The sequence below is a fragment of the Paraburkholderia largidicola genome (assembly GCF_013426895.1).
GTDB classification, from domain to species: Bacteria; Pseudomonadota; Gammaproteobacteria; order Burkholderiales; family Burkholderiaceae; genus Paraburkholderia; species Paraburkholderia largidicola.
In genome coordinates, this window is sequence record NZ_AP023176.1 from 1359875 (window position 1) to 1379210 (window position 19336).

16 protein-coding genes are annotated in these 19336 nt (G+C 62.5%); 3 read left to right on the forward strand and 13 right to left on the reverse strand.

The features are described from left to right. Window positions 1-301 precede the first annotated feature (301 nt). Both PPGU16_RS34830 and PPGU16_RS34835 read right to left on the reverse strand, forming a co-directional pair. On the reverse strand, window positions 302-562 hold the full coding sequence (locus PPGU16_RS34830) for a hypothetical protein (RefSeq protein WP_180725393.1): 261 nt from the start codon (window positions 560-562) through the stop codon (window positions 302-304). A gap of 288 nt (window positions 563-850) precedes the next feature. After that, a complete protein-coding gene (locus PPGU16_RS34835) occupies window positions 851-1015 on the reverse strand; it encodes an FmdB family zinc ribbon protein (RefSeq protein ID WP_007585164.1) in 165 nt (54 codons plus the stop codon). A gap of 283 nt (window positions 1016-1298) precedes the next feature. Between PPGU16_RS34835 and PPGU16_RS34840 the strand changes: the two genes are divergently transcribed. After that, on the forward strand, window positions 1299-3221 hold the full coding sequence (locus PPGU16_RS34840) for an SMP-30/gluconolactonase/LRE family protein (RefSeq protein ID WP_180725394.1): 1923 nt from the start codon (window positions 1299-1301) through the stop codon (window positions 3219-3221). 33 nt (window positions 3222-3254) lie between these two features. Here PPGU16_RS34840 and PPGU16_RS34845 read toward each other — a convergent pair whose 3' ends face one another. From PPGU16_RS34845 to PPGU16_RS34860, 4 genes are all read right to left on the reverse strand, one after another. Next, a complete protein-coding gene (locus tag PPGU16_RS34845) occupies window positions 3255-4403 on the reverse strand; it encodes an acyltransferase family protein (protein WP_180725395.1) in 1149 nt (382 codons plus the stop codon). Between the two features lie 127 nt (window positions 4404-4530). Beyond that, complete coding sequence (locus PPGU16_RS34850) at window positions 4531-5145, reverse strand: hypothetical protein (RefSeq protein WP_180725396.1); 615 nt, start codon at window positions 5143-5145, stop codon at window positions 4531-4533. Window positions 5146-5198: 53 nt separating this feature from the next. Then, the gene (locus PPGU16_RS34855; RefSeq protein ID WP_180725397.1) at window positions 5199-5990 is read right to left on the reverse strand and encodes a molybdopterin-dependent oxidoreductase; all 792 of its coding nucleotides are present in this window, start codon (window positions 5988-5990) and stop codon (window positions 5199-5201) included. 3 nt (window positions 5991-5993) lie between these two features. Further along, window positions 5994-6587: a cytochrome b/b6 domain-containing protein gene (locus PPGU16_RS34860; RefSeq protein ID WP_180725398.1), complete on the reverse strand. Its 594-nt coding sequence runs from the start codon at window positions 6585-6587 to the stop codon at window positions 5994-5996. 369 nt (window positions 6588-6956) lie between these two features. Here PPGU16_RS34860 and PPGU16_RS34865 point away from each other — a divergent pair, with 369 nt between their 5' ends. After that, the gene (locus PPGU16_RS34865; protein ID WP_180725399.1) at window positions 6957-9152 is read left to right on the forward strand and encodes a TonB-dependent receptor; all 2196 of its coding nucleotides are present in this window, start codon (window positions 6957-6959) and stop codon (window positions 9150-9152) included. Window positions 9153-9174: 22 nt separating this feature from the next. On the opposite strand, the gene PPGU16_RS34870 is transcribed toward PPGU16_RS34865, so the two are convergent. Then, complete coding sequence (locus PPGU16_RS34870) at window positions 9175-9828, reverse strand: DsbA family oxidoreductase (protein ID WP_180725400.1); 654 nt, start codon at window positions 9826-9828, stop codon at window positions 9175-9177. Between the two features lie 174 nt (window positions 9829-10002). On the opposite strand from PPGU16_RS34870, the gene fusA reads away from it, so the two are divergent. Further along, window positions 10003-12048, forward strand: a complete 2046-nt coding sequence (gene fusA / locus PPGU16_RS34875) for an elongation factor G (protein ID WP_180725401.1) — start codon at window positions 10003-10005, stop codon at window positions 12046-12048. Between the two features lie 30 nt (window positions 12049-12078). On the opposite strand, the gene PPGU16_RS34880 is transcribed toward fusA, so the two are convergent. The 6 genes from PPGU16_RS34880 to PPGU16_RS34905 form a co-directional block, all read right to left on the reverse strand. Further along, the gene (locus PPGU16_RS34880; RefSeq protein WP_180725402.1) at window positions 12079-12726 is read right to left on the reverse strand and encodes a DUF2894 domain-containing protein; all 648 of its coding nucleotides are present in this window, start codon (window positions 12724-12726) and stop codon (window positions 12079-12081) included. After that, complete coding sequence (locus PPGU16_RS34885) at window positions 12719-13366, reverse strand: OmpA family protein (RefSeq protein ID WP_007585194.1); 648 nt, start codon at window positions 13364-13366, stop codon at window positions 12719-12721. Before PPGU16_RS34885 ends, PPGU16_RS34880 begins: the two co-directional genes overlap by 8 nt. Then, on the reverse strand, window positions 13363-15801 hold the full coding sequence (locus PPGU16_RS34890) for a DUF802 domain-containing protein (RefSeq protein WP_180725403.1): 2439 nt from the start codon (window positions 15799-15801) through the stop codon (window positions 13363-13365). Before PPGU16_RS34890 ends, PPGU16_RS34885 begins: the two co-directional genes overlap by 4 nt. 10 nt (window positions 15802-15811) lie before the next feature. Further along, complete coding sequence (locus PPGU16_RS34895; RefSeq protein WP_180725404.1) at window positions 15812-16552, reverse strand: DUF3348 domain-containing protein; 741 nt, start codon at window positions 16550-16552, stop codon at window positions 15812-15814. A gap of 203 nt (window positions 16553-16755) precedes the next feature. Beyond that, window positions 16756-17772 carry an alcohol dehydrogenase gene (locus PPGU16_RS34900; protein ID WP_180725405.1) on the reverse strand — a complete coding sequence of 339 codons (1017 nt, stop codon included), beginning with the start codon at window positions 17770-17772 and terminating at the stop codon, window positions 16756-16758. Between the two features lie 157 nt (window positions 17773-17929). Further along, window positions 17930-19048 carry a nucleoside hydrolase gene (locus tag PPGU16_RS34905; protein WP_434064436.1) on the reverse strand — a complete coding sequence of 373 codons (1119 nt, stop codon included), beginning with the start codon at window positions 19046-19048 and terminating at the stop codon, window positions 17930-17932. Window positions 19049-19336 lie beyond the last annotated feature (288 nt).

Genomic DNA, 19336 nt, shown 5'->3' on the forward strand with positions numbered 1-19336 from the left:
CGTCGCGGGGCAAGCTTTGCTCTCTGAGTTAACGGCCTGAAGATACCGGGCTTGAGTCAGGTAAACGCGACGCAAGCGGCAGGTGACGCATGATGCCGTAATTTTGGCCGCTCGTGCGGCCCGCGTGTATATGTTACTCACGCAAAATTACGTTGTGCCCGCATCCGTCCTGCCGTCTGGAGACTGAAATAGCTGTGAGATCCGGACGCGGCTACTGTCCGGCTGGCGCGCGTCGTCGTCGTCGGGAAAGCGGGTCTGGAGGGTGATCCGCGTCGCGCGCTGAACGAGATGTCGCGCGCCGTCAACGATGAACGTTGCCATCGCGGCCAGGCAACGCAAAACCTTTCGCCTGCTCGCGATCCTGCAAGTTCACGGCAGCAATCACCGTATTGCGTGGAATCAAAATTTTCAGGCCATCGACTTCCGCTTCGCACATGCCTTCGCTAGCGTCGAAGGTGTCGCACATCAGCTGGCTCCAGTCGTCCTCTTTCGGATGTTCGCTGAATACGTCGTGTGAAACGTTGCGCCAGTAAGCGCCGTGCAGAATGACAAGCCATGCCATCACGACCTCGATCGGAAAATGCCGCCAGTGAACGTCGCACGTTCATGCGGTGGATGCGCCGGACGGATTGCGCAGCGACCAGACGCCCGGCGTGTTTCTAAGCATCCAGTTACCACAGACGGTGCAACGGTATTCGTCATGGCGTTCGACGGATGACGCCGGCGACGCCCTGCCATCGGAACCCATCGCACTCAAATCGCCATGCGGCGGCGCCGACGACGGCTTTCCGTCCAAAGCCTTGCATGCGTCGCATGGTTGCATCGGCGTGCCTCGCGTTATGCCACGCGCTCAACTCTTGCGCGACGTCTTCGCGACGAACGGCGTTGGCGCGTGCTGCACCTTGTCGCTTCCACATTTAGGACATTTCAGCTGCGCCGTTGCATGTTCTGCGACGTGCTCCGCGTGCTCGAACTTTTCCCCACAACTCTCGCAACGATACTGATAGGTCGGCATGCTGATTCTCCGATGCGGAAGAACTGGATGCGGATAACAAAACCGCATCGCCGTGAAAACGCATATGGCAGTAACCCATTCTAGTGCGGCATGCATCGATTGAAGGGTTTTTCGTATGCCTCACGCGTGCTGGCTATGCGTGCAGCATCGGCAATTATTTTTTCTGCACTCGCGTTCGGATATCGACACCCATTTGAATAAATGGGCACTTAAAATTTTCATGTACTGCCCATGCACGATTGACTCAATTGTCCGATCGATCGACGTCAGGAGAACCTATCGCATGCTCGACACACGAATACGACACCACGCCCTCTTCTTCGGCGCGTTCATTGCGATGATCGCCTCCGTCTGTCATGCGCAATACACGACCGACTGGCTCGCGAATACCTATGGCACGCTTGCCGCGCATGTCGGCAATGCCGCGCGTTCGATGTGGGTCGCGCCCGAAGGCGTCGTCTATACGGCTTCGATGTGGGATGAGAACGAAGGCGGCGTGGCGATTTATCAGAATGGGCAAAGCATCGGATCGATCGGCATTCATAGCGAGTTCCAGGGCAGCGCCATTACCGGCAATGCAACGTCGATCTTCGCGGCGATGCAGGCGGGCACGCAATACGGCAGCGGCGGTGTCGGCCGCTATAACCGCGCGACAGGCACACGCGATCTCGTCATCAACGTCAGCACATGGAACGCGGTGACCCGCGCCGATGCGATCACGGGACTCGCGACGGCCGGTTCGCTGCTCTATGCCAGCGATTTCTTCGGCAATCGCGTGCGCGTCTTCACGACGGATGGCGCGTGGCAGCAGGACATCAGTGTCGCCGGGCCCGGCGCGCTCACGCTGGATAGCGCGGGCAACGTCTGGGTGGCGCGCAAGAGCGCGGGCGCAATCGTCGAGTACAGTCCTGCGGGCGCGTTGCTGAACACGATCCAGATGGCCGCGACTTCGCGTCCTTCCGCGTTGTATTTCGATGCATCGACGGGTCTGCTGATGGTCGGCGACGAAGGCCCCGATATGAACATCAAGCTCTACAGCACGACAGGCGCACCGCAACTGGCCGGCACGTTCGGCGTTCAGGGCGGCTATCTCGACGCCACGACGGGCATCAAAGGCCAGGTCGGCGATAAGCGCTTCACGCGTATCGAGGGCATCGGCAAGGACTCGGCCGGCAATCTGTATGTGCTCAACAATCCTTGGGGCGGCGGCTGGGACCTCGGCCGCAACGGCGGCACGGACATTCACGCATACAGCAGCGCAGGCAGCCTGCTCTGGAAGCTGCAGGCGCTCAACTTCGAAGCCGTCGCGGCGCCCGATCCCGTGACGGATGGCGCGCTGTTCTATAGCGGCACCAACCTCTATTCGGGCACGGCGGGCGGCACCTTCATCGCCAACACTGTCGATCCCTTCTCTTATCCGGATGACCCGCGCCTGAACGTCAACGATACACAACGCGACGAGCACTTCGGCCAGCTCGTCAGCGTCGGCGGCAACCGGATACTCGTTGCGTCAGGACAGAACCCGGCCATTTTCTACTTCTTCCATTTCGAACCGTCGAAGGGGTATATCGCCGTGCCGGATGCATCGCTGCCCGGCACGGCGTTCAATACGACGCGCGCGGTGACGGGCGGTTTCAGCATCGACAGCAAAGGCGACGTGTGGGCCGGGCTCGATCGCACGAATCATATCTATCACTACCCGCTGACGGGCTTCGATGGATATGGCAAGCCGAGTTGGGGACCCGGCATCGCCTTGCCGATTCCGATGAGCATCCGTCCGTTGACGCGCATCATCTATCTCGCCGGGAGCGACACGATGATACTTGCGCAAGGCATCGCAGGCAGCTGGGACTGGACCGCGATGAATACGCGGATCGAGGTGTATCACGGCTGGAGCGCAGGCAACATGACGCGGCCCGACCCGGTGATCAATCTCACCAGTGCGAACGCGAAATCGATGACGGCGGCGGGCAACTATCTGTTCGTCGGCTACGTGCACACGGTGCCGAACATCGATGCGTTCAATCTCATTAACGGCCATCTCGACGCAACGTTGATCAACTCGAATCCAGGCAACGTGGATGTCGGCAACGATGTCGACTCGATGTATGGCCTGCGCGCCTACCTCAGATCGACGGGCGAGTATGTGGTCACGAAAGACAACTACAACGGATCGAGCATCATCGTGTATCGCTGGACGCCGTGAGGTCTTTGCGCACGGGTAGCGCGCCGCCGCGGCTCAGGCCGCGGGTGCGCCCGGCACGTCCGGTGTGTACTTTCGCAGGCGCTGCGAAATGACGTGCGAAGGCTTCTCGATGATCCGGTAGAACGCGTAGCTGATCGCAAAGGCCAGCGCCACTTCGACGAACCACGCGTAGCGCGAGCTTTCGTCGAATGTCGTCATTTCGAGTAGCGCCAGCGCGGTCTTGTGGCAAAGATAAAGGCTGTACGACCACGCGCCGCACGCAGCCAGCACCGTCCACACACGCGATTGAGATGGCGTCGCGGTTTCCGTTGCGATCCAGATTGCCGCGAAGATCTGAAATACCGGCAGCGTGATATCCGGTGTGATCAACGGCAGCATCGCCGGCTTGAGACTCGATTCCGATAACAGAATCATCACGGCCGCGCCTGCCGCAACGATCACCGTTCTCAGCACGACGAGATGGCTGGCAAGCAGACGCGTGCTCGCATCCAGCGCGCGCCTCATCGCCATCGTCAGCGGAGAATACGCGCCGCGAATCTGGAACTGCGCCGCGTTACGCTGCGTCTCCGCGATCAGGCAGCCCGATATCCAGCCGGCCGCGTACAGCAATGCCGTGCCCGGAACGCGATACGTTTCATAGACGCAACCGTGACAAACGGGATGCCCGAACAGCCGCACGCATGCCACCATCGCAGTTGCCATCAACGCACAACCGACGATCATTTCCCCGATATAGCGAAAGCGTGGCCGCAACAGCGGATAAACCGCGTAATACGCCATCTCGCAGTAAAGCGACCACAATACCGATTCCAGATAGTTCTGCCCCGACGGTAATGGCTGAACGACGCAAAGCAGTACGACGAGCGGCAATCCAATCCGGATGAATCGCGACGCGTAATAGTTGACTGGCTTGAGCGCGACGTCCTTATGATATGCGGCGTGAATGCAATAACCGGATATCACGAAGAACACGATGACGGCGGCAGGTCCGGCGAACAATGCGGTCGACCCGGACCACAACGCGCCGCCCAGAAAGGAAAGCCGGTGCGGCAGGAGTTCTTTGAAAAGGGGCGGCTTGAAGTGGTACATCAGTACCCAGAACGCCGCGAGAAAGCGAATGGCGTCGATCTTCAGGGATTTTCCGGAATTGGCCGACGCCGGCAGCTTCAAGGTATTCGCCATTTTTTTCGCCCCTTTTATTACGGCTGCGTCGATCTTATCGTCGCAGCCGATAACAAAAATGGAAAATAATTGGCGAAATTAAAACTCACCGCTCGCGGCTTGAATGCGCGAGCGGCGCTTGCAGCAATTACATCGGCGGCGCAACGCCATCCTTTTCGACCACGACGCGTTGTGCGACATAGCTGCCTTGCGAAGCCGGCGTCGCGACGACGAACACCTTCTTGCCCGGCGTCAGATCGCCATGCGTGGCGGGCGTGAACGTCACGACGGGCACATTGGGCGGTACGGTCACGACGTTGCTGCCGCCCTTGTACGACAGCTTCAGGTCGCGTCCGCTCGTGCTTTGAACCACGGTGTCGACGTTCGCGTTGGTCATCGAACTGTTCGGCCCGAGGTCCCAGTCGTAGTGCCCTTCACCCGTGCCGCGCGCGGACTCCGGGAATACCACGACTTCCGTTGCCGTCAGCTTGCCATCCGTGCCCGTGGTTGCAGCCGTGCCGATGAACGAGCCCGGCTTGATATCCGACAGTTGCATTGACTTGACGGCCGACACCGTGACGGCCGGCTTCACTTCGATCGACACCGTGTCGCCGCTGCGGCGATGGACCTTGAGCGTGTCGCCGTCGAGCGACACGATTTCACCGCGGATGCGCGAGGGTTTGGTCGCGGGCGCCTGAGCGAACGCGGCCGTGGCAAGCGTAGCGGTCAGAACGGTGGCGCCGAGTTTGATGCGGAAAGACATGGAAGCTCCCAACGGTTGGTTTAAGTGTGGCGAGTGAGAACAGGGTCATTGCGTCACGAACCGCCGAACCAGTTGTAGCCCTGGTTCTCCCAGTAGCCGCCCGGATACTGGTTCGTGATTTCGATCGAGACGATATGCTTCGGATTCTTGTAGCCGAGTTTGGTCGGCATGCGCAGCTTCATCGGGAAGCCGTACTTGGGCGGCAGCACGTCGCCGTCGTACGTGAGCGTGAGCAGCGTCTGCGCGTGCAGCGCGGTCGGCATGTCGATGCTGGTCCAGTAGTTGTCCGCGCAACGTAGCGACACGTACTTCGCGCTCGTATCCGCGCCCACGCGGCGCAGGAAATCGGAAAAGCGCACGCCGCCCCAATGCCCGATCGCGCTCCATCCTTCGATACAGATATGGCGCGTGATCTGACTTTCCTGCGGCAGTGCGCGCAGTTCGTCGAGCGTCCATACGCGCTTGCCGTGCGCGAGCCCGCCTACCTGCAAGCGGTAGGTCGCGGCGTCGACTTCGGGCACGTCGTCGATGTCATAGAACGCGTTGAACGGAAACGGCCGCGTGATCATCGACTCGGGATAAGTCGGCGCGAGTTCTTTTGGGTCGAACAGCAGCGCCTGCACGTCGTCGTTGAAAAACGAAATGCGGCGCAGCGCCGTGTTGACGGTTTTGTCGTTGGTCAGATCGCAGCCGGACAGCAGCGCGATGCCGCCCAGCGTCAACAGCCGCTGACCGAAGAGCCGTCGCGCGGGTGATTTGAGTTCGCGCTGCGCGTCGCGGATGATCGATTCGCCATGTGTGGCGAGAAAAGAGCCTGGCTGCGGGGTTCGCTTGCGGATCGTCATGATTCAGCGCCCCCGGATCATCAGCAGCAACGAACGTGGCACGAGCGCGACCATCACCACATGCACGACGAAGAACGCGACCAGCACGCTCATGCAGACGAAGTGCACGATGCGCGCATTGTCATAGCCGCCCATCAGCGTGCGCAGGAGCGGAAACTGCACGGATTTCCACACCGCGAGCCCCGACAGCACGATCAGCACGATATCGGCGATCACGACGAGATAGGCGAGCTTTTGAATCGCGTTGTAATGCGCGAGGTCGTCGTGCTTCAACCGTCCGCGCAAGGCCGCGAGCAGATCGGCGGCAAGCAGCTTCGGGTTGAGCGGCAACAGCTTGCGCCGCAAGCGCCCCGACGCCACATTGCCCGCCAGATACACGATGAAGTTCGCGACCAGCAGCCACATCACCGCAAAGTGCCATTGCAGCGCGCCGCCGAGCCAGCCGCCTAGCGTGATCGAAGGAGAAAACTGAATGACGGGAAAGATCGGCGACGCATCGTAAATCTGCCAGCCGCTCATGACCATCAGCACGACGGCCAAGGCATTGATCCAGTGCGTAATCCGTACCCACCCCGGTTGAACCGTGTTGTGACTCAAGACCACTCCAGGTTTGATGTTGTTGTTTCCGGCGCCACGCGATCAGCAACCGGCAATGCGCGGGCGCGCGCGAATCCGCGAATCCGATAGCGCGACATAGGGGCTAACGCAGTCGATCGGTGCTTATTCCGTCACGTCGTCAGATTTTTTTCTTGCATTTGACTTGCAATGGCAATGCGGACGGCGTGTCTCTTAAACGGCATGCCGCCCTTGCACCGAGCTAATGTTATGTTATAACATCGCCAACATTGCCTTTCGTCACGACGACAGGACGGAGAGTCATAACTACAACCGTTTCAACGGCGCCATCAGTCATCGCGTAAGCGATTCGAAAACTGCTTTGCTGCATATCGCATCCATAGGATTCCTATGGATCGGACGCGCGCGCGCCGTGAAAACGCATCGAACAAGATCTCAACGACAGCAAATCAAAACAACATGCGCAAACACACTCACGTGATGTACGCCACGCTGCTTCTGTTTAGTGCCGCTTCACGGGCATCGGCGGCTACGGATCCTTCCGCATCGACAGAGAGTCTCGCCGACCCAACCGAAATGACCGATGTGAAAGTGAGCGCCAAACGGCTCGATGACGTTCGCAACGGCTTGTTGCCCGAAACGGGCAGCAGCGTCTACCGCTTCACACAGGACGATATCGACGCCCTGCCCGCCGGCCAGAACACGCCGCTCAATCAGGTGCTATTGCAGGCACCGGGCGTGGCTGCGGATTCATACGGCCAGTTGCACGTGCGCGGCGATCACGCGAACCTGCAATACCGGATCAACGGCGTCATCATTCCCGAACCGATCAGCGGCTTTGGCCAGTCGCTCGACACGCGCATCATCGATCAGGTCAATCTGCTGACGGGGGCGTTGCCCGCCCAGTATGGCTACCGGACAGCGGGTATCGTCGATATCCACACCAAATCGGGCGACACGGGCAACGGCGGTTCGATCGACGTCTTCGGCGGCAGCCATCAGACCATCAAGACCAGCGCCGACGTATATGGCAGCAAGGGGCCGTTCAGCTACTATCTGAGCGGCTCGCTGGGCATGAACAATCTGGGCATCGAAAACCCGACCGCGAGCGCCAACGCCATTCACGATCACACACGCCAGGGCGACGCGTTCGGCTATCTGTCGTACATCATCAATCCGCTGACGCGCGTGAGTCTGCTGTTCGGCACGACCAGCAACCAGTTCGACATTCCGAATACGCCCGGCCTGCCGACCAGCTTCACGCTCAACGGCAACAACACGTTCGATTCATCGCAACTGAACGAAACCCAATCCGAACTGAACAACTTCGCGGCGATCGCGTTGCAGGGGACGAACGGCGGCGCATTCGATTATCAGGTCGCGTTTTTCACGCGCTACACGCGCACACAGTTCAACCCGGACCCCGTCGGCGATCTGCTGTTCAACGGTGTCGCGGCGCAAGACTTTCACAGCAACTCGGCCAATGGCGCGCAAGTCGACACCACCTGGCGTCTGAACGACAAACATACCGTGCGCGCGGGCCTGTTCTTCCAGCAGGAGCACGCGGTATTCAACAACAGCGTGAACGTCTTCGCCGTCGATCAAAACGGTAACCAGCTCTCGGATCAACCGTTCAACATTCAGGACAACAGCAGCAAAACGGGCTACCTGTACAGCCTGTACGCGCAGGACGAATGGAAGGTCACCGACCGCCTCACAGTGAACTACGGTCTGCGCTACGACCGGATGGACGAGTACACGAGCGCGAGCCAGTTGAGCCCGCGCATCGGCGCGGTCTACACGCTCACGCCGACGACGACCGTGCACGCCGGCTACGCACGCTATTTCACGCCGCCCGCATTCGAGCTGGTCTCCGGCTCGACGATCTCGAAGTTCAACGGCACGACGAACCAGAGTCCGTCCAGCCAGAACGATCCCGTGCAACCCGAACGCAGCCATTACTTCGATATCGGCGTCACGCAAAAGCTTGGTTCAGCGCTGACGCTCGGCCTCGATGCGTACTACAAGAAGTCGACCAATCTGCTCGACGAAGGGCAATTCGGCTCCGCGCTGATTTTCACGCCGTTCAACTATCAATACGGCAAAACGTACGGCGTCGAATTCACGGCGAACTTCCGGCGCGACAACGTCTCCGCTTATCTGAACCTTGCGTATAGCCGCGCGCAGGGCAAGCAGATCAGTTCGGCGCAATTCAATTTCGATCCCGACGAACTGGCCTTCATCAACAGCCATTGGGTGTTTCTCGATCACGACCAGCGCGTGACGGCTTCGTTCGGCGGCACCTACGATCTCGGCAGGACGACGTTCACGTTCGACGGACTCGTCGGCAGCGGACTGCGCAGCGGCTTTGCCAACACGGACCGTCTGCCCGTCTATGCGCAGGTGAACCTCGGGGTGATCCAGCATTTCAACCAGCCGCTGATCGGCAAGTTCGACGCGCGTCTGCTCGTGATCAACGCGTTCAACCGCGTCTACGAACTGCGCGACGGCTCGGGCATCGGTGTCGGCGCGCCGCAATACGGTCCGCATTTCGCGGTGTATGCGGGCGCGACCAAATACTTCTGATACGCGAAGTGGGAGAAAGCGGTCAAGCGCCCGCTTTCTCTTCAGCAAGAATCTGCTGGATCACCTGCTCGAACGCTTCGACAGGCTGGCCGCCCGTCACCAGATACTTCTGGTTGAACACGATCGACGGTACCGACTGAATGCCCATTGCCTGGAACTGCTGCTCTTCGGCGCGCACTTCTTCGGCATAGTCGTTGCCGTTCAGCACGTCGCGCGCTTTCGCGGCATCGAGACCGACGGATTGCGCGGCTTCGACCAGCACGTCGTGATTGCTCGGGTCCTTGCCGTCGCCGTGATACGCCTGCAACAGCGCGAGCTTCAACGGCAGCTGCTTGCCTTCGATACCCGCCCAATGCAGCAGCCTGTGCGCATCGAACGTGTTGTACACGTAATTGCGCGGGCCGAACGCAAAGCCGACGCTCGCGCCGCGTTCGCGGATCATTGCCTGCGTCTCTTCGATCTGCGCCGGCGTGCGGCCATATTTCTTGCCGAGATAATCGACGATGGCTTCGCCTTCCGGCCCCATCTGCGGATTCAGTTCGAACGGATGCATGACGATCTCGGCCTTCACGTCATCACCGAGACGCGACAGCGCTAACTGCAGCGACGAAAGCCCGATCGCGCACCACGGGCAGGCGATATCGGAGACAAAATCGATCTTGAGTTGTTGCGTCATGTGTTGCGGACCCAATGAATGTTTAGAGGATCGGACCACCTTATCAGAAACCGGCGCGATCGTTTTCTACCGCGCCGCAGCATACCCGGATTCGCAAATTCGCGCGTGTCTTGTGGCAGGCGGCGCCATTTTCACCAATAATGGCCCAATAACTGTCGCAGAATGAGGACGGCCATGGATTACCCACCCGAAGCCATCCGTACCATCGCGCTGGTCGGCCACGCCGGTTGCGGCAAGACCTCGTTGATCGAGGCGCTGCTCAAGGAAGGCGGGGCGATCCACGCGGCAGGCAGCGTCGACCGGGGCTCGACCGTCTGCGACTTCGATCCGCTGGAGCGCAAATACCACCACTCGCTCTCTTCCGCGATCGCCCACCTGCATTACCAGAACACCCGCATTTACCTCGCCGACACTCCCGGCTACCCCGACTTCTCCGGCCTTTCCATCAGCGCGCTGCCCGCCGTCGAAACCGCCGCGATCGTCATCAACGCGCGCACCGGCATCGAAATGACCACCCGCCGCATGATGGCGTGGGCCGAGGCGCGCAAGCTGTGCCGGATCATCGTCGTGAACGGCATCGATGGCGACAAGGTCGATCTGCCCGGTCTGCTCGAAGAGATTCAGGAGACTTTCGGCAAGGACTGTCTGCCCATCAACCTGCCCGCGCAAGGCGCAAGCGCCGTGGTCGACTGCTTCTTCAACCCGTCCGGCGAGTCCGATCTGCTGTCGGTGGAATCCGCGCACAACGCGCTCGTCGATCAGGTGATCGAACTCGATGCCAAGCTGATGGAGCTGTATCTCGAACAGGGCGAAGCGGTCCAGCCGGAACAACTGCACGAACCGTTCGAGCGCGCGTTGCGCGAAGGGCATCTGGTGCCCGTGTGCTTCACGTCGTCGGCGACGGGCGCCGGCATCCGCGAACTGCTCGACGTGTTCGTCAAACTGTTGCCCAATCCGCTCGAAGGCAATCCGCCCCTCTTCTATCGCGATGTCGATGGCCGGCGCGAGACGGTGCAGGCCGAACCCGATCCCAACAAGCATGTGCTCGCGCATGTCTTCAAGATCGTGATCGACCCGTACATCGGCAAGATGGCTGTGTTCCGCATCCATCAGGGCACGGTGCGGCGCGACAGTCAGCTCTATATCGGCGATGCGCGCCAGCCGTTTCGCGTCGCGCATCTGATGCTGCTGCAGGGCAAGGACCACGAAGAAATCGCGCAGGCGGGACCGGGCGATATCTGCGCGACGGCGAAGATCGACGAGATTTCATTCGACGCCGTGCTGCACGATGCCCCCGAAGACGGCAACATCCATCTCGCCCCGCTCGCGTTTCCGACGCCGATCTACGGCCTCGCCATCGAGCCGGAGCGGCGCGGCAACGAACAGCGTCTGTGGGAGATCCTGCAAAAGCTCGCGGCGGAAGACCCTTGCCTGAAAATCGAACATCCCGTCGGCACCAACGAGACCGTCGTGCGCGGTCTGGGCGAACTGCATCTGCGGCACATGCTGGAGCGGCTCGCCGATCAATACAAGCTCGGCGTCATCACGCGGCCACCGAAGATCGCGTACCGCGAGACCATTGGCGGCAAGGCGGAAGGACATCATCGGCACAAGAAACAGACGGGCGGCGCCGGCCAGTTCGGCGAAGTGATGCTGCGCGTCGAGCCCTTGCCGCGTGGCGCGGGCTATGAATTCGTCGATGCCGTCAAAGGCGGCGCGATTCCGGGCCAGTTCATGCCCGCCGTCGAAAAAGGCATCTTGCAGGTGATCGAAAACGGCCCGCTGGCGGGCTTTCCGATGCAGGACGTTCGCATCACCGTGTTCGACGGCAAGAGCCATCCTGTCGATTCGAAGGAAGTCGCGTTCGTCACGGCGGGCCGCAAGGCGTTCATCGATGCAATCCTGAAAGCGCAGCCGATCCTGCTCGAACCGATCGTAAACATCGAGGTGATGACGCCCGAGACGACGATGGGCGACATCATCGGCGACCTGTCGTCGCGGCGGGCGCAGGTGCAAGGCACGCGCAATCTGACGGGCCGTGCTGTCGTCGTGGCGGGGAAAGTGCCGTTATCGGAACTGGCCGACTATCAGTCACGCCTGAACGCGATCGCGGGCGGACACGGCAATTACAGCATCGAGTTGAGCCACTACGATCCTGTGCCGCCGAACCAGCAGGACAAGCTCGCGTCGCAGTACAAGAAGCAATCCGACACGGCCTGACGCGCCCGTCCGGCGACGCAATAAAGACGGTTAGCGCGACTTGCCGCGCGTGCCCTTCTTCGCGCTCGCGGCGCGCGGCGCATCCTTGACGGGCAACGCGCCGCCCGCGATCTGCTCCATCCACGACAACGCATCGACGTACGCCAGAAACTGTTGCAGATAGCCCGGCGACAGCTCGCGCATCAGCGACAGCGACCGATGCACGAGGCTGCTCGAATTGAGCGGCCCGGCATTGCCCGGCACCTGTTCGAGCGACACGCGCACCTGTTTCTCGGCACTGACCTTGGACCAGGTTTCGCGGAAGTAATCGAGCGCCTTCAGTTCGGAGCGAACGGCGGCACTGAGCGCAACGCGTTCGTCGCCCGCCTGCGGATGGCTCGCGATGTAGTCGACTAGTTCTCCGAGCGGTCCACGCGCGGGCTTGCACGGCACGGGTGTTTGGGCCGTCGTTGCAGCGCTGCCGAGATCTCCGGTATAGGCTTCGAGCAAGGTCGACAGACGCGCATCGAGAATGCGGCGCGCTTCGCCTTCGTGAGCGGCTGCACGCCGGGCGAGCGCATCCATGAAATGAAAGCGCAACGGATCGAACCGGTCGGCGCCCTGCTCGCGCCATGCGTCGAGCGTCGCCTGTGCGTCGCTGGTGCGCGCGCTTTCGTCCGCGCTTGCGTTGTTACTCACGGTTTCCGCCGCCTGATGACGCCGGCCTCGGCACCGCTGCAATTTCCACGCGACGGTTCTTCGCCCGCCCTTCGCTATCCGCGTTCGAACTGACGGGCTGCTCGGACCCGAACGCCGCCGCGAACACCGACGACGCCGGAATGCCCGCGTCGATGAACGAGCGCGTCACCGTCAGCGCGCGTTGCGCCGACAGTTCCCAGTTGTCCGCGAAGCGGCGGTTACTGGAGCGCACTTGCTGATCGTCGGCAAAGCCGCTGACCATCAGGATTTCGTCGTGCGAGCGCAGATACGCCGACAACGGTCCGGCAAGGCTCTTCAGCAGATCGCGCCCCTGCGGCTGCAACTGGTCGGAGTTCAGCGCGAACAGCACGTTGCCGCTGATGCCGATGCGCCCGTTCACGAGCGTCACGCGCCCGGCGGCGAGCGGCCCGGCCAGCGCCTGCTCCAGCGTCTTGCGGCGCTGCGCTTCCATCTGCCGCTGCTTGACGGCGTCGTCGAGCCGCGCCGACAGCTCCAGCTGCACGCCGATCACGCCAACCAGAATCAGCACGAACGCGCCCAGCAACACCGACATCAGATCGCTGAACGCGGCCCAGATGGGCGTCGTCGGCTCGACGCCGCCGTCGATATCGTCGTTCATGCCGCGTCGGCTCCCGCTGACGCGCGCTGGCCCGCCAGCTGCTGCAGGTCTTCGACGATCTGCTTCTGCGACAGCATGCTCAGATCGATCACTTCACGCGCCTGCGCGACGTAGTACGCAAGCTGCTCGTCGCTACGCAGCAGCGACTTGTCGAGCGCCGCCTCGATGCGCTGCAGATGCGCCGTCAGCTTGTCGTTCGATTCACCGAACAGCCGCACGGCCATGCCGAACGCTTCGCCGAGGCTCGCCACTTCGACGGCGCTGCCCGCCACCTGCGCGGCGACATCGCCGAGCTTGCGGGTTTCGGCTTCGACCTTGTCGTTGAACTGCGTGCCGACCCGCTCCAGCAGCCCCGCCGACGTCGAGACGAGCGCATCGACGGCCGTGCGCTGTTCGGTCGACGCGTGGTTCACGGCGTCGAGCAGCGTTTCGAGCGTGGCAAGAAGACGGCTGCGCTCGTCGAGCATCGCGGTATCGCGGACCATGCTGTCGGAGAGCTTCTGGCGCAGTTCGGCGACCACTTCCGCCGCCGCGCGCGGCGCTTCCGACGCAGCCTCCACGAGCCGCGAAATTTCCGCGATCGTGCCGTTGGCGTGAGTCTCGGTCTGCGCCGAGATGTCACGGGCGGTTTGCGCGAGCGTGTCGCAGATTTCCTGCTGACGGCTCGCGGTGCGCGCGCCCGTTTCGTCCCACTTCTGGCTCAAGGTCGCCGCGAGCGTTTCAAGCGAGGCGCTCCATGCGTCCAGACGTTGCTGGTCGCGCGAGGCCAGTTCGCTCTGCAAACCGGCGTGCGATTGATCCACAGCGCGCAACAGCGCGGCCGAATGCTGCTCGAAGGCGGATGCCGCCGTCGTCAATGCTTCGCGGTTGTGTTCCGCGAGCTTTTCGCTGGCGCGCTCCTGCTGCGTCAGTGCGTCCGTCCAGGCTTGAGAGACGTGTCCCGCCGTGGCGTCGAGGCGCGTCGACACGCCGTCCAGCAGCGCGGTGGAGCGCTGCTCCAAAGTCTGCGTGAAGCCTTCGAGCGAGGTGCGCAGATCCTTTGCGAGCGACTCGCTTGCGCTCCGGTGTGCTTCGAGCGCCTCGTTCCATCGATTCGCCACGTTCGCGGTAGTCGACTCGAAGCCGCTCGACAGGCCGTCCAGTTGTCGCTGCACCGCCTGCTCGACCGTACCGCGCAGGGCGGCCATTTCGAGCGCGTGCGCGGCCATGGTGGCTTCCATCGCCGGCTGCAATGCGGCGCCCGCCGCGCGCGCGCTTTCCGCCGCGCTCGACACCTGGCCCGCCGTCATGTCGAGGCGTGCCGAGACGCCGTCCAGCAGCGCCGTCGAGCGTTGCTCGAACGTCTGGCTGAAGCCTTCCAGCGATGTGCGCAGATCCTGCACCATCGATTCGCTCGCGCTCTGCTGCCCCTCGAGCGCCTTGCTCCACAAATCCGCGACCGTCGACGTCGTCGTCTCGAAACCCGTCGTCAAGCCGTCCAGTTGACGTTGCACCGCGTGCTCGACGGTGTCGCGCAGCGAGACCATTTCACGCGCATGCCCGGCCATGGTGGCTTCCATCGCCGGCTGCAACGCCGCGCTCGCCGCGCGGGCGCTTTCCGCCGCACTGTCCTTCAGCGACTGTGCAACGGTCGACACCAGCCGCGCATACGCCGCTTCCGTGCGTCCATGAAAGGCGTGCTGGTTTGAAATCAGCCGCTCGTTGAGCGCGAGGCTCTGCTGTTCGATGGCCGTCATCATCGTCTGCAGGCGGTCGACCAGCACGGGCATCGTGTCCGCCTGGCGCTGCAGCAGCTTGAAGGTTTCGTCGCGCTTCTGGCTCTGCGAGAAGGCGCGCAACGTGGTCGCGATCTTCGTGTCGAGCAGCTGCGCGGCCTGGGCACGCTCGCGGCGGCACAGCGCCGACAGCAAGCCGAGCATCGCCGAGGTCGCCACGCCCGCAATCGAGGTGCCGAACGCAAAGCCCAAACCCTTCACGGGCGCGGCCAGCGACGCGCGGATCGCCTGCAGATCCGTCGCGCTTTCGAGCGCGGCGCCCGTGCCGCGCAGCGTCGTCACCATGCCGAGCAGCGTGCCCAGCATGCCGAGCAGCACCAGCAGGCCGACGAGGTACGGCGTAAGCGCCGGCCCCGGCAACGCGACGCGCTCGCCTTCGATGCGCAGGCGCACCGGATTGCGCAAACCGGGATGCAGACGTTCGAGCCACACGCCGAGCCGGGACGGCGCTTCGGACAGCTCCGCGAGCGCGCGCGTGAGCGTCGCAGTGGCCTCCTGATAGCGCTGCAGTTCGAGCGCGCCTGCCACATAACAGCCGGCGACCAGCAGCGTGACCGCAAGCGCCAGCGGATTCGACACGACATAGCCCGCGCCGACCCAACCGGCAACAACCAGACCTACGAGAAAAACAACGACAAAATCAATGCGATATCTGGACATGTTGTCCCAGTTAGCTGATGCGAAGGGCAGCCAGCAGCCCTTCGACCGGTTGAAAACGAATATCGAGTTCGGCAAGCAACACGCTCTGCATGTCCTTGCGGAACACGTCTAGCCACGCGCCGGACCGGGCCGCAGCGGATGGACTATCGACAGTGGCCTCGGCGTCCTGCTCGTCCTGCGCGGCCTGGCGCAGGCGATCGAAATGACCGCTGAGCAGACCCGGCACCGCGCCGAACAGGCTGCGCTCGCGCGCGCCGAGCGACCGCTCCATGATCGCGTCGACCACCGCGAGCCGCGTCATCTCCGAGGTCTGCGCCGCCACCATGCTGCGCAGCCGACCGCGCAGACTGCCGATGCGCGTTTCCATCGACTGCTGCAACGCCTGGTAGCACTGGCGAAAGTCCGCGTAACTGGCCTCCGCTTCTGGCTGCTGCGCATTCTGCGCATGCGCGGCGCTGCGCCGGCGGCGCGGCGCGAGCACGCTGTCGCCGGCAATCGCGTCCGCCAGCGACGCGCGCACCCGCGCGCACTCGTTCTCCACGCTGCCCGCGCCGCGCGCGCCGGACGCGACGGCGGGCGGCGCGCTGTTGAGCGCCGTCGACAGCGCGATCGCGTCCGTCCAGCCGAGCCATTGGCTCAACTGGTCCGACAGCGACTGGCTGGAGGCGGGAACGTCGGCGGTTGTCAGGCGCGCGAGCAGACGGACGAGCGTCGGACCGCTAACCGCCGTGCGCTGAGGGGCTTGAACCATACCACCAGAAACCTTGAAAAGGCAGCATTTTACGCGCTGCCGGAGCCGGGATTGCCGGTTGGGATGTCGATGGGGCGCAGCGGACCTGTTGCATCTGCCGCAAACCCCGGCAGACATTGGGAGAGACGGATTTTCGGCCGCCGTCGCGCGCTCGCGACGGCGGCTTTTGGGCCCGCATGGCTTCGCCCGATCAGGCGAAACGGCTAGTTCATCGTCAGCACGACGCGAAAGCGTGCCGCGCCGCTCATCATGCGGTCGTACGCCTCGGCGGCGCGCTCGATCGGATAGGTTTCGATCATCGGCTTGACGTCGGCGAGCGCGCTGAACGCGAGCGTATCTTCGGAATCCGCCGACGAACCCGACGGCCAGCCCTGCACCGCATTGCGGCCCATGATGAACTGGACGGGCGGCACTTCGATCGGCTTGTCCGCGACGCCGAGAATGATCAGCTTGCCGTTGAGCGCGAGGCCGCCGAGCGTGGCCGTCATCGCGTCGGCGTTGGTCACCGTCGCGAGAATCACCGAGGCGCCGCCCAATGCCTTGAGCGCATCGGCGGGATTTTGCGCGCGGCTGTCGATGTAGTGATGCGCGCCCAGTTGCTTCGCGAGCGGCGCCTTGTCCTCGCCGCGCGCAATGGCGACCGTGTTGAAACCCATGCGCCGCGCGAACTGCACGCCGAGGTGCCCCAGCCCGCCGATACCGAGAATCGCGACCACCTCGCCCGCGCGCGCGCCGCTGTTGCGCAACGCATTGAACGTGGTGATGCCCGCGCAAAGCAGCGGCGCGGCGTCCACGTCGTTGAGTTCTTCGGGCATGCGCGCCAGCGCCTCGACGGGCGCGACGAGGTAATCGGCGTAGCCGCCGTCGTAGCTGATGCCCGGCACCTGCCCCTTTTCGCACACGACGAAATAGCCGCGCCGGCAATTGGCGCAATGGCCGCAATGGCCGCCGTGCCAGCCCACCCCCACGCGCTCGCCCGCTTTCCATCCTTCGACGCCCGCGCCCACCGTATCGATCACGCCCGCGACTTCATGCCCCGGCACGCGCGGATATTGCAGGCCCGGCCACTGGCCTTCCTTGGTCAGCGAATCGCTGTGGCAGATGCCGCATGCCTGCACCTTGATCAGCACCTGTCCCGCGCCGGGTGCCGGCACGTCACGCTCCACGAGTTCCAGCGCGCCGCCCGGCCCGCTCACCTGTACCGCTCTCATCTTTCGCATCGAATTGCTCCAGTCGAAGAACAGTCATGCCAGCCCGGCTTGCGATGTTTCGCATCGCGACGCAGCCGGCTGGTCCGAAATGGATACTAGGTGCTGAATGATGCGTGCGCAATTGAACGGACACAAGCGGATACGAACACGCGACACCACGTATCTGTCACGGCAGTTTCACAGGAACGGGCCGCGTCAGCAGGTCGACGTAGAAATCGAAAAAGCGTGCGTTATCGAAACGCTTGATGATCGTCATCTTTTGCAGCCCTGCCGGTGGCGAACTGGCGTAGCCCGTCGCCTTGCCGTCGTTCGCGCCGAAGCCCGTCTCGACATCGACCCACCGCTCTTCCGTCTGCGTCGCGAAGCTCGGGTCCATCAGATACGCGATGGTCAGCGTGTCCCAGATGTCGGTCGTGTAGTTCGGATTGGTTTCGAAGCCGTTCTTGCCGTCGAAACCATAGCCGTTCAACTGCTTGAACAGCTGCGTGATGATGGTCTGTTTGTTCGGATCGTGCGCGATGCGGTCATAGACGCTTTTATCCATCTTCACGGTGTCGGTCACGTCGAGGGGAACCACTGTCTGCCTGACAGGCAAACGCAGCACTTCGCGCGCTGCTTCGGGATCGAACCACCAGTTGAATTCAGCCGTCGCCGTGGTGTTGCCCGGCACGTCGATCGCGCCGCCCATGTAGATGATCTGCTTGATCATCGGCACGATCTCGGGATGCTGTCGCGCGGCGAGCGCGATGTTCGTCAGCGGGCCGATCGCAAGTATCGTCACCTGGTTCGGGTTCGCCTTCACGCTATCGACGATGAAATCCACCGCGCTTTTGCCTTGCACCTGCGTATGCGTTGCGAAGCCGTCGGGCGGCGCGACGAGTTGAGTATCCGACGTCGGTTCCGGCGTGCTCCATGCGCCCAGATAGCCGTCGCCGCCAGGAAACTGCGCAAGCTCCTGCTGGATCTCCGGATACGGATGCGCCAGCGCGTAATTCGCGCCCGCATACACGCCGATGCGGTCTCCAACACCCAGCCGCTCCATCGACTTCAACGCGTCGGCAACACCCTGTCTGAGCCACTGGTTGCCCGACACGACGGTGATGCCGAGCACCTCGATCTTGCCTTGCGCCTGCAATTGCGCGGCCATCACGCCGAGCTGGCCGTCGTCGCTCAGCGTGTTGTAGTCGCTATCGACGATCACCTTCGGCGCCGCGCGCGTGACGCCGTTTCCGCCGCAGCCCGACAGCATGACCGCGCATGACATCGTGACTAGAAGTCGCTTCAATGACGTCTCCCTGTTGTAGCTCGTGTTTGTGTTCGTACTGCACGACGAAGGCTTATTCGGCAGCAGGCTCATCATAGGGGCAAAGCTAAAACGAGCAAACCCGCGAGCACGCTAAAAGCCGCATGGGCCGTGCTTTTTGCGGCGCTGCCCATGCGTGTTGCATGTACGCGCTGAACGTTGCGCCCGCAAGCGCTATCCGACCCATAACGTTCCACTCAACGAACGCAAGATCGTCGGGTACAGTCGACATGTTGGCGGAGACATTGCGTTGCAACCATAAGGAGGAAA